Below are 16,368 nucleotides of genomic sequence, written 5' to 3' on the forward strand. Positions count from 1 at the left end.
GTTTTAAATAATACATTTTTGATAATCCTTTCGGAATATTTCTTTTGCAAGAAGCACATTAGTTAAATAAAAAAGACTATAGATAAACTTGAAATTTTCAAGTTGTCTATAGTCTCCATACTTCAGAGAATCATCTCTTAAGTATCGATTTATTTCCCAAATTTAGATTTAAAAGCGCCGATAACTGCTGGTACGACTGAGATAAATATAATTAAAATAAGTACGACCGAGAAGTTATCTTTAATAATAGGGATATTACCAAAGAAATAACCAAGTAATGTACAACTGAATACCCATAAAACTGCACCTACAATATTGTACAGTAAAAAGTAGCTATAGTGCATCTTACTTGCCCCTGCAACAAATGGAATAAACGTACGAATAAAAGGCATGAATCGAGCAATCACAATTGTTTTCCCACCATGTGTGTTAAAAAACTTTTCCGCTGCCTCCATACGTTCCTTTTTAACAATTCGGCCTAAAAAGCTCTTAGGTGGAATTGAAGTGCCAACTTTGTGACCTATATGATAATTCATTGTATCTCCTAAAATTGCTGCAGCCAAAAATACAGGAATTAGAACCCATAAATCAAAGGCACCCATTGCGGCTGTTAATGTACCACTAGCAAACAGCAATGAATCACCAGGTAAAAATGGAAAAATAACAACACCTGTTTCGACAAACACAATTGCAAATAAAATGAGATAGCTCCAATTACCAAAATCACGAATAATTTCTTCTAAATGCACATCAATATGCATTATAAAACTAAATAACTCTTGAATGAGTCCTATCATTGTTTTTGTATGCTCTCTTTCAATTTAATTTTTCCTAAAAGCTTGGACGTTGTTACGCACAAAAGGGTTCCAAATCAATACAACAGAGTATACAAGTTACTACTCCCCTACTATATGACAAGCCCTTTTAAAGTATGTAGAAGTTTTACACATGACTGATTTTATCACTACAGCTCTATGCACTCAACTTATTTAAGTACCATTTAAGTGTCAGGCACCCAAACAATTCTGAATTCTCCCCGTGGAGTGCCAGTCACTCAAACAATTCTCAAACCAATTATAAAATAAAAGCCCACCACTTAACTTTCTGTGGTGGACATTATTTCTATTATAAATATCTTATACTTTTGTCGCCTTTAATGAGCGGCGCAAAATTTTACCTGTCGTATTTTTCGGTAGCTCGTCCAAGATTTCAATAACCTTTGGCACTTTGTATTTCACCATATGTTTTGCACAGTATGCTAATATATCATCCGCTGTAGATGCCGACTCTTCTTTGAGCACGATATAAGCATGTACCGCTTCACCGAAGTTAAGATCTGGATAGCCTACTACTGCCGCCTCTACGATATTGTCATGTGCAAATAACACTTCCTCGACTTCTCTCGGGTATACGTTATAGCCTCCAACAATAATCATATCCTTTTTGCGATCGACGATATAAAAATAGCCTTCGTCATCTACTTTTGCAAGATCCCCCGTAAATAACCAACCATCACGGATGGCCATGGCCGTTTCTTCAGGCATTTTATAGTAGCCTTTCATCACATTTGGCCCACGAACAACTAACTCGCCAACCTCACCAACAGGGACTTCTCTTCCGTTGATATCTACGACTCTATTTTCAACGTTGTTAATAGATGTCCCGATGGAGCCTGCTTTTCGTTCTCTGTCTAATGGATTGAAGCATGTTACAGGTGAAGCTTCTGATAAACCATACCCCTCTGAGACACGCACATTAAATTTCTGTTCGAAATTATGTAATAGTGCGACAGGTAAAGATGCGCCTCCTGAAATGGCTAATCGAATTGTCGAAAAATCTTCTGGCTTGCCCTCAGGTAATAAATATAAAAAGTTATACATTGTTGGTACACCAGCAAAGACAGTTGCCTGCTGCTCCTTCGCCAATGCGAATATTTCACTTGGACTAAAGCGTGGTGCAAGCAATACAGTTGCTCCACTAATTAATGGTGCATTGACAACTACTGTTAACGCAAACACGTGGAAAACTGGTAATGTTGCAATAATGCGGTCATCCGCTCTATATCCTAAATAAGTAGAGACGTCACGCGCATTTGAATAGACATTTCCGTGGGACAGCATGGCACCCTTTGGATTCCCTGTTGTGCCCGACGTATATAATATAATTGCCGTATCATCTTCAGCAACGTTCACTGGTTCTAGTGAGCCAGATGTACGTGCAATGACTTGTGAAAATAAATGTGTTCTCGCCTTCGCCGCTTCCGATAAAGCAGCTACTTTTTCAGCCACATCTGGTGTTGTTTCACACACTACAAATGTCACAACTTCTGGAAAGGCTTGTACACCTACTTCTACTAATGGAAGCAGTGCATCGAGCGCAATCACCGCCTTGACATCGCCATTTCGTAAAATATATGAAATCTCATCTGGCGTATAAATTGGATTTACAGGTATTGCTGTAGCTCCTAAACGCATTGTTGCATATAAAGCAATTAAATAATGTGGCGTATTGCCGAGTAAAAACGCCACATGGTCCCCTTTTTGTACCCCTAAATCTTGTAACCCCTGTGCAAAGCGACCAATTGTCTGTTCAAATTCCCCATACGTCGTATCTTTCCCCATAAAATGATACGCAATTTTTTCTGGTTGCTCTGCTGCTTGTTGACGAACACATGAAACTAAATTCAATTACACCATCCCCTTATCGTATAAAATGAATCGTTATTCAGTAATATTATATAAGAAATATATCTAAAAGACAATGAGTCTTTTTACTTCATGTCATTATTACCGTCAAAAAATTCATTTTTTTCTCTTTTGTACAGATTTTCAAGAACGGATATGTGAGATGTAGCGCCAACGGATTAAGTAAAAGTAAATGACTTGAATAAGGACGAAAAAACCAAATGCAAAGAATACTTCTTTAACAATTGAAATATTAGCAATATCCTTTAAAATGCCTTGCACCATAAAAAAGGCAAAGGCACTGTGCATCATAGCAACACTCCAAGGTAAGAAAAATTGTGGGAACAAATGACGATTGACTAGCTTTTTCAACTCTATATCTGTTAAACCCATACGTTTTAGGACATCAAATTTCCGCTTCTCTCGCTCAAGTGAAGTATGCAGTTTAAAGTAAATGAAACTACCAGCCGCCAGCAAAAATACAGTCGCCACTAAAACACCAACTAATGTAAATAATGAGTAGGTAGCTAGTATATAAGAATAATTTAATCCTGCATTTTCAAAATAAAATGGGCTATGCTTGCCCTTCTTAATATTGTTAAAATATTCGGTTGAAGCCATTTCAATTATGTCCTTACCAATTTCCTTTGTTTCCATCCACTGTGGAATATCAAAAGTAAATAGATGGTAGCTTGGCTGCACAGCACCGTTACTCGTAATTGGCTTTACAAGCTTCACAAAGTCTTCATCGCTAATGACAATTGAATTTACACTTACTATTGATCCTGGGAATACTATTTTAGGGTAAACACTATCTATCGTAATAGGTATTTCGTTTTCTTCTAAAACTGTTTTGACTTCTTTATTTTTAAGCTTTTTTAACGACTCTTCCGAATATGGTATGAACACCGCTTCTCCAGATTCTAAATTAATCAATGGATAGTTAAAGGAGGATAATAAAACATTCATATCTGATTCTCGGAATACTTCAACCTCATTATGTGTATACGAGGAAGTTTGTTTTACAACTACAAAGCGGGATAAATGGTAGGATAAGCCCTTTTCCTCTAATTGGATACGGAGGGAATTGATGTGCGTAGCTTCATATGGGTTATCGATATCTCCTTTATAAATAAGCCCTAAAGGATTTAATCGATCGTATTGTGTCGTGTAGGAGGACATCGTAGCCAATACTCCGACAGATAAAAATGCTAACGTCGATACCATCGTTACGACGAAAAACATTTTTACATTATCCCTCATAATATGTGTTTGTTCCGCTAAAGAGAGAAGGCGATAGCGCTGCCAATTAAATTTACGTTTACCACGTGCAATTTGTAAGATGAATGGTACTGAATCACTAAAAAAATAGTAAGTTCCGAAAGTTGCAAAAAACGGTATTAATAACGTAAGCCCAATCATTGTTGTATGAGAAACGATAAATGCCAGCACATAGGTTGCTAAAATAAGAGTAATGCCATATGTTGCACGAACTTTTGAAAAGCTAGTTTCGCTATTTATATAATCATTTCCCTTAATAAGATCACGTAGTTTTCTCTCACGTGTAAAATACACGCTAATGATAGAAATAACGACAAAGGCACTCGTAAAAACACCAATAGTAAGTAAAAAAGGTTGCCAAGAAACATAAAGCGGTAAATCCTCTAAATGCAATATTTCTCGAACAATCATGAAGAAAAACTTTGAAAATGAAAAGCCAAAAATAATGCCCACAATAATAGAGCCTGCACCGATAATCATTGTTTCTAAAAAGACAAGCTTGTTCATTTGTCGCTTTTCCATTCCAAGGTGCAATAAAATCGCAAACTCATGTGAGCGCGCCTCTAAAAAAGCACTCATGGAATAATATAAAAAGAACAAGGTGAAGAGAACAAGTACGATTTCTGCGCCAATCATGCCGACTAACGATACTTCTCCTAAAATGCCACGTTCAATATCTGGATGAAACATTAACATTGAATAGATAAAAAATACGGCTACTGAAAAAAAGCTTGCCATAAAAAAGGCTCCGTATATACGGCTATTCCGTACGACATTACGGTAAGCGAATTGTCGAAAGGTCACCTACTTGCCCTCCCCCTAGTAAGCTCAATACATTTAAAATACGTTGGAAAAACATTTGACGTCGGTCATCTCGATAAATTTCATTGAAAAATTCCCCGTCCTTAATAAATAGCACACGATCACAATAACTTGCTGCAATCGGATCATGGGTCACCATCACGATTGTCGTCTGTTTTTCCTTATTAATTTTTGTTAATAGTTCAAGTACATCGCGAGAAGAATTCGAATCCAAATTCCCCGTCGGTTCATCTGCCAAAATAAGACTTGGGTTATGAATTAGTGCTCGCCCTATCGCTGTTCTTTGCGCTTGTCCACCTGAAATTTCATTTGGACGCTTGTGCAAGAAAGAAGCTAAATCAAGCTTCTCTATAATACCTGCAAGACGCGCTTCCATTACTTCTAATGGCTGCTGATCAAGCGTTAATGGCAACACGATATTTTCCTCGACAGTAAGCATATGCAATAAATTAAAATCCTGAAAAACAAAGCCAAGCTGTCTTCTTCTAAAATAAGCTAGTTCAGTAGCATTTAGCTTATGAGGGTTCATGCCGTCTAAAATAATTTCGCCACTTGTTGGTTCGTCAATTGTAGAAATTATATTTAGTAACGTAGTTTTACCACTTCCCGATGGTCCCATTACGGCTAAAAACTCACCTTCCTCAACCTCAAAGCTTAATTGATTGAGTGCACGATGTGTAACCTTTCCCTCATATACTTTTGTCACATCATTTATTTGTAAAATAGGCATGCCTCATCCACCTTATTTCTCGATTAATTCCATAGATTCTGGTAATAGCCATTTAAATACCACCTCAAAGCCAATTTGAAACTGTGGCTCTAAAATAGCTGAAGGTATGTTCGCTTCTTCTTGAACTAGACTAAAGCAATGCTCCCCGACGATCATATCCCAACCATCTAATTCACCTTCAATGATTTCGCCACAAACTGAATAGTGCCCACTATACATGACTTGCTCACCTTCTATTGGCAAAGCATTGAGTAGGCATGGTTTATGTAAGTTTAGCCCAAGCGCATTGCAAAAATGCATTACCTCATCCTGAAGTAATAGGCTAGCCTGACGAAAATTTTCACAAAACAAACAGTCACAAACGTCTAATTGTAAGTCATACAAATTTTTCGTCTTTTCTAATTCAATATTTAATACCCAATCATCCAAACGTACTTCTCCCATTTTTTGCTCCCCCTAGTTTGTAAAAGTCACGGTGACAATTGTACCTTTACCTACTTCAGATGTAATGTCTAATTGATGCCCTAGTTTTTCACAGATTTCCTTTGCTAAATATAAGCCCATACCTGTGGATTCCCCAGTTTTACGTCCATTCTCACCTGTAAAAAAGGCTTTAGTCACGCGTGAAAGGTCAGAAGCTGGAATACCAATACCTTCATCACAAATTGCTAACTGAATATAATCATCCTTTTTAATGGCAGACATCACAATTTTTTTATTTTCTTCAAACGTATATTTCACTGCATTTGTTACGAATTGCCCAATAATAAAGCGAAGCCATTTTGAATCACTTGCTACAATCATGTCATCATCAATATGGATTTCTGGGAAAACTCTATTCGTTATAAATAAACGTTTATTTTCATTAACAGTTGCAGTGACAATCGATTTTAACGGTATTTGTTCTACTTGCATATCCTCTTCAAAGTTTTCGAGTCGTGCATTGACAAGCACCATATCCAATCCTCTTCGTAAGCGATCGATTTCCTCTTGAACATTCTTTTTATCGAGAGGACGCTCATCCTGTAATAGCATCTCGATAACGGAAATAGGCGTTTTCATTTGGTGTACCCATTGATTCATAAATTGATCGTGTCGCTTTTGGCTAGCATACAAAGAATGAAGCTCATGCTGATAAAGACGATACAATTCATGCATATATTTTTCCACTTGCATCGCTTCTGGTGTCTTAGCATTTTTTTGAAGCACGTCCTCCATAGACTTTGGAAGATGCAATATTTTGCTCAAATAGCTTTGACGCATTAAATAACGAATAAGTAGAAAAGAGCATAGCAATACCAAACTAATACTTACAGAGTAAATGGCAGTATCAACGTTACGGAAGCCATCGAGCCAATACAACACCATAATAAAACCAACTAATATTAGCTGAAATATAAAAAATGTTGCATAATCCCGCAAAAATAGTTTCCAGCCCATTTACAGCTCACCTGCACTTAAAATAAAGCGATAACCTGCACCACGGACTGTCTCAATTGATGATGAAATATTATAATCCGCTAGCTTTTTACGTACACGTGTCATATTAACATTCAATGTATTTTCATCGACAAATGCCTGATCGTCCCAAAGTTCCTCTAACAGTTGCTCGCGCGCCACTACTTTTGGTGCATGGCCCATTAATAATTCTAAAATAATACATTCTTTTTTCTGTAATGGAATTTCTAAGTCATTTTTATGCAACTCCATACGTTCTAGATGCAATACAAGCTGCCCTTGCTTAATTGTCCGTTCTTCTTGCCTAGCTGCATATTCGCCATATGTCCGACGCAAGTGACTACGGATTTTAGCCAAAACAATTTCATAATTGAATGGCTTAGTAATAAAATCGTCACCCCCATTTTCAAGCGCAAAAATTTGATCCATTTCTCCAGATCGCGCTGAAATGAAAATGATTGGACATGTTGTATGTTGACGTAATTGACGACACCAGTAATAGCCGTCATACGCTGGTAAATTTATATCAAGCAATACCATATGTGGATTAAAAGTTGTAAACTCTTCGATTAAATGGTCAAATTCTTGAATTGTTTCCACTTCGTATTGATATTTTCTTAATGTTTCTGCAAGCAATGATGCAATCTTCACATCATCCTCGACAATAAATATTCGATGCTTCTCCATACCGACACTCCTTTCTATCGTATATTGTACCAAAAAAAGGCTACGCGCCATAATTGCGCGTGCCCTTTTCTACTGTGATTACAGAAGTAGCTTCGAATTTCCCTTACTAGGGTGTTTAGCATGTTTCGACTCAAAATGTTTCCAGTAGCATAACCAATCTATCGTCTTAGTATAGGCTAAAAATATCTTTGTTATCGAAAGGCATTTGCCAGCTATTTTTTTATCTACTGTTAATAAATTAATTGTAGAAACTCTTCTGTCGATACGCCACCAAAGTATGTTGGAATGTTGATATCTACGAGCGCATTTGCGATAGCAGCACGGTCATAGTTTGTCCCAACTAGACGTTGTTCTACATCAGCCATATCGCCCACACCAAAGAAATCACCAAAAATATGTGCTTCTTCAATCACACCATTTTTTACCTCTAGACGTATATCAATCCCACCTGAAGGGAAGCGATGTGTTTTTTGAATATTAAAGCGTGGAGATTTACCGTAATTCCACTCCCATGTTTGATAGCGTTCAGCGGATAATTTATGAATATTCGCCCAATCTTCGTCAGTTAGTTCATAATAGCGAATATTTTCTTCACCACCGAAAATGGACTTTAAAATTTCTAGGCGGAATTCTTCCACCGTCATTTTGTCCTTTAAAAATTCCGAAATATTGGCTACGCGTGAACGAATCGACTTAATGCCTTTTGATTCAATTTTATCTTTCTTTACTTTCAACGCAGATACAACCGCATCAATTTCTGTATCAAACATTAATGTCCCGTGACTAAACATACGGCCTTTAGTAGAAAACTGTGCGTTCCCAGATACTTTTCGCCCTTCTGCCAAAATATCATTACGACCTGACAGCTCAGCGTTCACGCCCATTTTTGCAAGTGCATCTACAACTGGCTGAGTGAATTTTTTATAATTCATAAAGCTATCGCCATCGTCGTTTGTAATAAAACTAAAGTTTAGGTTTCCGAGATCATGATACACCGCACCTCCACCAGAGAGACGGCGCACAACGATAATACCATTGTCCTCAACATAATCTGTATTAATTTCTTCAATTGTATTTTGGTTCTTTCCAATAATGATGGATGGCTGATTTATGTAAAATAACAGCACTGGCTCCTTCTCAACGTCCATTGTTTTTAATAAATACTCCTCAATGGCAAGGTTAATGCGTGGATCATGGATCCCTTTATTATCAACGAAAATCATAATCGTTTCCTCCTTCACAAAATATCCATATATTATTTTAACGTAAATTAGGCATTTTGTGTTGACGAAACGCATCTGTTATAATACACTAGAAAATAATAAAACAGTAATAGTACAGATGAACTTAAAGGAGGAGTCCACAATGTTAGAAAACGTAGTTGAATTTTTCAAGAACTTACCTGCAAAACAATGCACAGAATGCGGTGAAAAGATCGAAGAACAAAGCGAATGCTACAGCAACACTTGTGAAAAATGTAACTGCCTATAAGCATTTGCCTATTCTGTAAGTCATTTCGTGCCCCACACGAACTAATAATGACACCCCTCATCATACATTTATGGTGAACCATTAATTAAATCTCTTACACTTACACAAAACAGCAGCTGATACGCTCATATCAGCTGCTGTTTTACTTTGTAAATTGTATGAGTGCCTGACACTCTTCCCACTGAGGACGGGTGTCAGGCACTCACACAATTTCATTTGCTAGTAAAAATCCACGTTGACTCCTGCGGGAACAGCACTAGTTGTAAGACGCAACAAGCCGCGCGTCAGCGAGGGTTGCGGCTTACACAGTGCCCGCGGAAAGCGAAGTGGATTTTTACGTTTTAGGAGCCGATACTTTGCTAGGCGACTAATTGTTTGCGTGTCAGGCACTCATACAATTGGCACTCATACAATTGGCTCTCACACAATTTCATTTGCTAGTAAAAATCCACGTTTACTCCTGCGGGAACAACACTAGTTGTAAGACGCAACAAGCCGCGCGTTAGCGAGGGTTGCGGCTTACACAGTGCCCGCGGAAAGCGAAGTGGATTTTTACGTTTTAGGAGCCGATACTTTGCTGGCGACTAATTGTTTGCGTGTCAGGCACTAAAACAATTTGGCACTAAAAAACACCCACCAAGTAAATGGTGGGTGTACAAATTTGTTTAATCTTCTACTACTTTTGAGTAACGTCTTGTGTGTAATAGCATGAAATAACCAAATGTAATGGCTAAGAACACAATTAAGTATCCAAATAACACGCCGTAGTTTTGCCATAAATATGACATGTCGCCTGTTGAAATACTTGCTTTAAACGCTTGAACAGTATAAGTCATTGGCAATAATTTATTGAACACTTGTAATGGTTCTGGAATAAGCTCAAGTGGGAATGTACCCGCGCTTGTTGTAAGTTGTAAAATCAGTACAACAATCGCTACGAAGCGACCTGGATCACCGAAAATAGATACTAACATTTGAATTAAAGCTAAGAATACATAGCTTGTCACTAAAGCTGTTAGAACAAAGTAACCTAAATTTTGTACTTCAAGACCTAAGCCCCATTTTACAATTGCTACTGTTAATAAAGCTTGAACAAGACCGACAAATGCAAGCACTGTCACTTTACTTGTAAACCATGTTGCACCATTTTTCGGACGAATAGCTGGTTCAACAAGTGGGAATACAATCGAGATTAATAATGCTCCAACAAATAATCCAAGTGAAATAAAGTAAGGTGCAAACCCTGTACCATAGTTTGGAACATGGTTAACTGATTCTTTTTCTACTTCTACTGGATTACCTACCATATCATACGTGTCATCATTCGCATGTACTTCGTTTGCTTTCTCACTCGCTTCACCTAATTTGCCTGATAGTGTAGCAGTACCGTCCGCAAGTTCAGTCGAACCATCTGCAAGTGTTGCAGACCCTTCAGCTAACTCACCAGATTTAGAAGCTAGCGTTGATGTGCCCTCGTTCAATGTTGTCGTACCACTAGCTAAATCATTTAATCCTGAAGCTAATGTTTTTGAACCTGTAACAGCTGTGTTCACACCAGCATGTAATTCACCTAGTTTATCAGCTAGTGTCGCATTACCAGCTTGTAGACTTTGCGCACCTTTAACTAATTCATTGCTTTTTGCTGATAATGCATTTGCACCAGTTAAAACATCTTTTTGACCAGCTGCAATTTGTGATGCACCACCACTTACTTGGCTTGCACCAGCTTGTAACTGTTCAGCACCAGATGCTAAAGAATTTAATCCATTATGCACACTTGCACTTCCTGCTTGTAGCTCTGCTAACGTTTGTTTTAACGCTGCTGCTTGCTCCTCTGGCATAGATGCAATCGCACTTTTCAACTGTTCAGATAGTGCTGTAATACCTGCTTCTACTTGTGCAGAACCATTCGATAATTGATTTGCTGAACTGTTTATTTTACCAGCATTTTCAGCAACTGATGCCGCACCTGAAACGATTTGCTGTTGTTTTTCATTTAATGTTGTAAGGCCTGCTTCTACTTTAGCTACACCTTGTGTGTATTGAGATAAGCCTTGTTCAAGATTTGTTGCGCCTGCAGCTGCCTGCTGTGCACCTTGCTGTAATTGAACTGTACCATTTTCTAATTTAACTAAACCAGTGGACAGTTCGTTGGCACCTGTTGCAGCTTGCCCTGCACCTTTTGTAATTTTATCTGTACCATCAGAAAGCTCGATTGTGCTAGAAGCTAACTGCTCTAAATACCCTTTTAAATCTTTTGCTCCATTTGCTACTTTTTGTGCTCCTTCATCTAGCTTAACTGAACCGTCAGCAGCTTCTGTAAAGCCATCTCCAAGCGTTGCAATAGAATCAAATAATTTTTCTGCATATGTAGCAGAAACTTGTGAATTTACTTCTGCGCGTATGCGATCCATTGCTGTTTCACCAATTTGCGCACCTAGGAAGTTCAACCCTTCATTTGGGATATAGTTCATCACTAACTTAGAAGGTTTGTCATCAAGTAAAGTCGTCGCATGTTCTGAGAAATTTGCTGGTATTTCTAAGATCATGTAATAGTCTCTACTATTTAAACCTTTTTCTGCTTCTTCTTTTGACACTTCAATAAAGTCAAATTGCTTACTATCGACGAGTTTATCGACCAAGGTATCTCCTAAGTCTAACTTCACATCATCCATTTCTGCTCCATTATCTTCATTGACAACCGCTACTGGCAAATTAGACATGCCTGCGTATGGATCCCAAAACGCCCATAAAAACATGCCTGCATACATGACTGGGATAAATAGGACGGCAATTATTGAAACAAGCATTTTTCTTGTTTTTAGGATTTTCAGCCATTCAGCTTTAATCATATTTTTCTCTCACTCCTATACTAATTGACCGCAATCGTCAATTGGTCATTTTTCTGCAAAAAAATCACAAACTTCACAGTGCGTAAAATTTGTAGATTCTTTGTTAAAGAACTAGCCCTCGAAAGATCGTTTCCTTGAAAAGATTTAGTATCTTTTCTTCAGGAATCATGTCGCCATGTAGCTCATGCCAATCTACCACGAACGCTAAATACGCCTTTAGCAACAGATAACTTACTAACTCTGCATCACAATCTCGAATCTCACCTTTATCAATACGTCTTTGAATTAACGTTGCGACGTACGATAATATTTCAGACTCAATACGAATTAATACTTGTTTTACTGCTGGCGTACGTAATTCTTTTTCTTCCTCAATTAACTTCGCAAATAAAAGATGCTTCTCACGGAACTGTAGCATTTTCATTAAAGCATTATGTGCATTATCCATGAAGCTAGCTGATACATCCAACACTGCATCCGCTTCTGCCTTCATCTCACGTACAAGTGACATCGCTATCTCTTGAAATAAAATTTCCTTATTTGCAAAGAATGTATAAATCGTTCCTTTACCGACATTAGCAATTTTAGCCACTTGTTCCATCGTCGTTGCCTTATAGCCAAACAACGTAAATGATTTTGCAGCTGCTTCAAGAATTTCCTGCCTACGATCCATTTGTGACATCCTTTCCTGTTAAGTTATGTACATTTTTTGTACACAGAAATTAAAATGACCAGAAAACCATTTCGGTCATCTGGTCATTATAATATTCCTATTTTAAAAATAATGCAAGCATTTATTGAATATTTTTTTCATTTTATTAATGCTCTGAATCCTCTGATGAATCTTTACCGTGATCCGACATGTTCATATTAGCTTTTTCATCTTCTTTAATTACTTGTGTCATATCAGGTGTTCCAGCCGTAATTTGCTGTTTCGGCATATTATGAATACCATTCGCAGTAGTATGGGCAAACATAAAGTAAACACCATCATGATCAAATGTAGTTTGGGCTTTATAGACGCCATCTTTCTCTAATGTTCCTTCAAGCATTTGTCCTTCATCGCGTTTACCTGATTCCCACACTTCAAATTCGACTATTGCATCATCAATATTTTTTTCACCTTGAATTACATGTGCAGCAAGTTCAATAGGAGCATTTATCGCTACTTCTTTTGGCGTTAAAATTTCCACCTCCAACATTTGAGGCTCTTCCAATGCAGAAGATGTTGCAGGTTCTTCCTTTTCTCCACAACCTACTAATAATGCTGGTACAGCTATCAATGTAAATAACCACTTCTTCATGTTTTACTCCTCCATTAATGGCATCGAAATTTTTACTTTTGTGCCTTTGTCTATTTCACTTTCAATTTCTAACTTGCCTTGTAACTGTTTTAATAATTGTTCAACAATGGATAGACCTAGGCCACTTCCACCATCTACTCGACTGCGCGCTTTATTGACACGATAAAAACGCTCTGTGACATGAGATAAATCTTCCTGCGGTATACCTATCCCCTCATCTTCTATCATGATAAGCGCATTGCCGTTGTGTTCAATTGCTACAATGTCAACCTTCGACTGCTCATAGGAGTAATTGATAGCATTTTCAATAATGTTGATAAAAATTTGCTTTAGCTTCACTTCATCGGCTTTAACAATTAATTCATCATCTACATCAAGGTGCAAAGTAATATTCTTTTTCTGTGCTTGATGCGTTAAAATTTTTTGAACTTCTCGTAATGTCTCTGCAAGTGGTATCGGATAGAGTGCGATGTCCTTTTGTTCATTTTCCATACGAGCAAGTTGAAGAAGCTCATTTGTTAAACGTTCCATACGATTTGCTTCACGCACGATTAACTGAATGGTTTCCTCTTGTTGCTCTTCTGCAATAATACCGTTTTGCATTGCTTCACTATAACCTTTTACATAGCTAATAGGTGTACGCAATTCATGAGAGACAGTCGCTAAAAAAGTCTTTTGCGCCTCATCCTCTCGTTGAATTGCCTCCGCCATATCGTTAAAAGTGCTTGATAGTTTCCCTATCTCATCACTTGATTTGACAGGGACACGTGTTGCATATTGTCCATAAGACATTTGTTCTACTGCCGTTTGTAAGTCACTTAATGGACGCATAATATGTTGAATACCTTTATAGACAAAAAAACTAGTCACTATCAAAAAGACAAATGCACTCAAAAATAAAAAAATGACTTCTTGACTTGCTAACTCACTAATTTTGGCTAATGGGAAGTAAATATAAATAATTCCCTCTAGCCTATTTTGATCTACTAAAGGTAGGACTACTGAAATAAGCTGTCGATCGAAACGAGGTTCATAGCCAATTTTTTGCACATATTTCCCTTCTAGCAATTGCTGCCGTTCATCAGCTCCTATCAATGTTTCATAATCAATATCAAACGGAACACAGGCACTCAGTTCACGAGGATTTCTAACAGCAAAAATGTTTAAATTGGAATAGTCATTATAATGTTCAATATTAGCAATAAATTCGTCTGTAACTTTACCACTCGTATACATTGTTTGTAGCTTTGTCCCGATTTCAATCATATTGCTTTCTGTATCTTCCACATAAAGCTGTTCATATAAAAAATCAGTCAGTACATACATAAAAACAACTGTGATTATCAAAAATGCAAAAATCAAAAGCCAAATACGTGTAGAAATCTTTTTCATTCGCCTGGATCAAAGCGGTAGCCTACTCCCCAGACGGTTTGTATATACCCTGCCGCTTCCTTTCCAAGCTTTAATCGCAAAGTTTTAATATGAGTATCAACCGTTCTTGTTCCACCTAAATAATCAATATCCCAAATACGCTCTAACAACTGCTCACGAGAATAAGCATTTCCTGGATTTTTCATAAATAAGTGTAATAATTCGAATTCCTTTAAAGTTAATGGAATAACCTTCCCTTCCACTGAAACTTTACGTGCAATCTCATCTAATTTAATTGGCCCAAAGACAACAAATTTTTGCTCAAAATCTGCTATATTCGTACCACTTCTTCTCAATACAGCATGCATTCGTGCCACTAGTTCATCATTTGTAAACGGTTTAACGATATAATCATCTCCACCGAGTGTTAGTCCTTTTACTTTATCCTCATTAGCATCTCGTGCCGTTAAGAAAATGACAGGCACATTAGACATTGCTCGAATACTTTGACAAACCGCAAAGCCATCTTCATGTGGCATCATCACATCTAATAAAACTAAGTCAATTTGTTCGCGAACAATAATATCGTACGCCTCAGTTCCACATGCAGCTGTAAAGGTCTCGAAATTGGAGTTATTGAGCATCATCTCGATTAAATTACGCATATCTTGCTCATCATCAACAATTAATACCGTTGTCACTTTTCTTCCTCCCTTACTAACAGCTGAAATGCACCTTTGCCAACATCAACTGTTTTTTGTACTTGACCATCTTTTATAAAATATAATGTATGGTCATCATAACCAGCTACAACAATATAGTCCTTAAACTGATTCACAACAAATGGATTTGCTCCTACTTCTTTTTCCCATAAAACATTTCCTTTAAAATCAACAACATATAATTCATTATGACCGTGGCTAACGACTAACACTTTATCTTTCGTCTTTGTTAAACCTACTGGCATTAAAGGCATTTCTATATTGCCACGCACAGTACCCGTCCCAAGATCAAATCGCTTTACTGAACTATTCGGCTTGCTTCCTTCACCATGCCCGCCAACCCAAAGCTCATTTGTCTCCTCAACGATGACAATGCCATGTGATGATTTTCCTATTGGCCATTCCTGTTCTATTGTTAAATCTTTAATGGATAATACCGATAATTTCGTATCTTTATAATTGACTACATAGAGCTTATCTTTGTAAGTAGCCATCGACATCGGGTAGTTACCAAGTTGCTGTGATGCCAACTTATTTCCTTCCACATCAAAGCTTGTCACTGTGTTCATCTTACTATTCGTCATAAAAAATTGTTTAACATTTGGATCATAGTACACATTTGTCGTACCTAGCTCTACTTTTTTGGAATAAAGCTTTTTACCCGTTGAAAGTGTATAGACAACGATTTCATCTAATTGATGCCCATATAATAATATTCGGTCATTATCTAGTAATAATGCGCCTGTATATGCTTTATCGAATGACCATGTTGCAATTACGTTCCCCAGCTCATCAATAAAATCTAGTGAAGGCTCTTGTATGTTGAGCGATGCAATAAAACTCTGATTACGGTCAAGTGGCTCAAAAGATTTCTCGGTACATCCCGCCAACCAAATAACTTGTATAAAAGAAAAAATGAAGAATGCCCATTTTTTCATAATCATCACCTCTGCCCTTTAACTATAC

15 protein-coding genes are annotated in these 16,368 nt (G+C 37.4%); 1 reads left to right on the forward strand and 14 read right to left on the reverse strand.

Features of this window, described 5'->3' with window-relative positions; all coding sequences use genetic code 11:
* Window positions 1-149: 149 nt before the first annotated feature.
* From FH508_RS19970 to FH508_RS20005, 8 genes are all read right to left on the reverse strand, one after another.
* A complete protein-coding gene (locus FH508_RS19970; protein ID WP_370635742.1) occupies window positions 150-794 on the reverse strand; it encodes a VTT domain-containing protein in 645 nt (214 codons plus the stop codon).
* Between the two features lie 342 nt (window positions 795-1,136).
* Complete coding sequence (locus FH508_RS19975; RefSeq protein WP_139860777.1) at window positions 1,137-2,687, reverse strand: fatty acid--CoA ligase family protein; 1,551 nt, start codon at window positions 2,685-2,687, stop codon at window positions 1,137-1,139.
* Window positions 2,688-2,828: 141 nt separating this feature from the next.
* Complete coding sequence (locus FH508_RS19980) at window positions 2,829-4,769, reverse strand: FtsX-like permease family protein (RefSeq protein WP_173479433.1); 1,941 nt, start codon at window positions 4,767-4,769, stop codon at window positions 2,829-2,831.
* Window positions 4,741-5,517 carry an ABC transporter ATP-binding protein gene (locus FH508_RS19985; RefSeq protein WP_173479432.1) on the reverse strand — a complete coding sequence of 259 codons (777 nt, stop codon included), beginning with the start codon at window positions 5,515-5,517 and terminating at the stop codon, window positions 4,741-4,743. The genes FH508_RS19980 and FH508_RS19985 overlap by 29 nt, the downstream gene beginning before the upstream one ends.
* A 12-nt stretch (window positions 5,518-5,529) precedes the next feature.
* A complete protein-coding gene (locus tag FH508_RS19990) occupies window positions 5,530-5,961 on the reverse strand; it encodes a hypothetical protein (protein WP_173479431.1) in 432 nt (143 codons plus the stop codon).
* A gap of 12 nt (window positions 5,962-5,973) precedes the next feature.
* The gene (locus FH508_RS19995; RefSeq protein WP_173479430.1) at window positions 5,974-6,957 is read right to left on the reverse strand and encodes a sensor histidine kinase; all 984 of its coding nucleotides are present in this window, start codon (window positions 6,955-6,957) and stop codon (window positions 5,974-5,976) included.
* Complete coding sequence (locus FH508_RS20000) at window positions 6,958-7,662, reverse strand: response regulator transcription factor (RefSeq protein ID WP_173479429.1); 705 nt, start codon at window positions 7,660-7,662, stop codon at window positions 6,958-6,960.
* Between the two features lie 230 nt (window positions 7,663-7,892).
* Entirely contained in the window at window positions 7,893-8,885 is a 993-nt protein-coding gene (locus FH508_RS20005) for a lipoate--protein ligase (protein ID WP_173479428.1), read from the reverse strand.
* Window positions 8,886-9,027: 142 nt separating this feature from the next.
* Between FH508_RS20005 and yhfH the strand changes: the two genes are divergently transcribed.
* On the forward strand, window positions 9,028-9,153 hold the full coding sequence (yhfH, locus tag FH508_RS20010; protein WP_069514604.1) for a protein YhfH: 126 nt from the start codon (window positions 9,028-9,030) through the stop codon (window positions 9,151-9,153).
* 665 nt (window positions 9,154-9,818) lie between these two features.
* On the opposite strand, the gene FH508_RS20015 is transcribed toward yhfH, so the two are convergent.
* From FH508_RS20015 to FH508_RS20040, 6 genes are all read right to left on the reverse strand, one after another.
* Entirely contained in the window at window positions 9,819-12,005 is a 2,187-nt protein-coding gene (locus FH508_RS20015; protein WP_173479427.1) for a YhgE/Pip domain-containing protein, read from the reverse strand.
* Between the two features lie 103 nt (window positions 12,006-12,108).
* Window positions 12,109-12,678 (reverse strand): TetR/AcrR family transcriptional regulator, encoded by a 570-nt coding sequence (locus tag FH508_RS20020; protein WP_173479426.1) that lies wholly within the window; start codon window positions 12,676-12,678, stop codon window positions 12,109-12,111.
* A gap of 145 nt (window positions 12,679-12,823) precedes the next feature.
* Window positions 12,824-13,309 carry a FixH family protein gene (locus FH508_RS20025; protein WP_173479425.1) on the reverse strand — a complete coding sequence of 162 codons (486 nt, stop codon included), beginning with the start codon at window positions 13,307-13,309 and terminating at the stop codon, window positions 12,824-12,826.
* 3 nt (window positions 13,310-13,312) lie between these two features.
* Entirely contained in the window at window positions 13,313-14,701 is a 1,389-nt protein-coding gene (locus FH508_RS20030) for a sensor histidine kinase (RefSeq protein ID WP_173479424.1), read from the reverse strand.
* A complete protein-coding gene (locus FH508_RS20035) occupies window positions 14,698-15,381 on the reverse strand; it encodes a response regulator transcription factor (protein WP_173479423.1) in 684 nt (227 codons plus the stop codon). The genes FH508_RS20030 and FH508_RS20035 overlap by 4 nt, the downstream gene beginning before the upstream one ends.
* Window positions 15,378-16,340: a YncE family protein gene (locus FH508_RS20040; protein WP_173479422.1), complete on the reverse strand. Its 963-nt coding sequence runs from the start codon at window positions 16,338-16,340 to the stop codon at window positions 15,378-15,380. Before FH508_RS20040 ends, FH508_RS20035 begins: the two co-directional genes overlap by 4 nt.
* Window positions 16,341-16,368: the final 28 nt, after the last annotated feature.

It is taken from the genome of Lysinibacillus sp. CD3-6, from assembly GCF_006351725.2.
Lineage (GTDB): Bacteria > Bacillota > Bacilli > Bacillales_A > Planococcaceae > Lysinibacillus.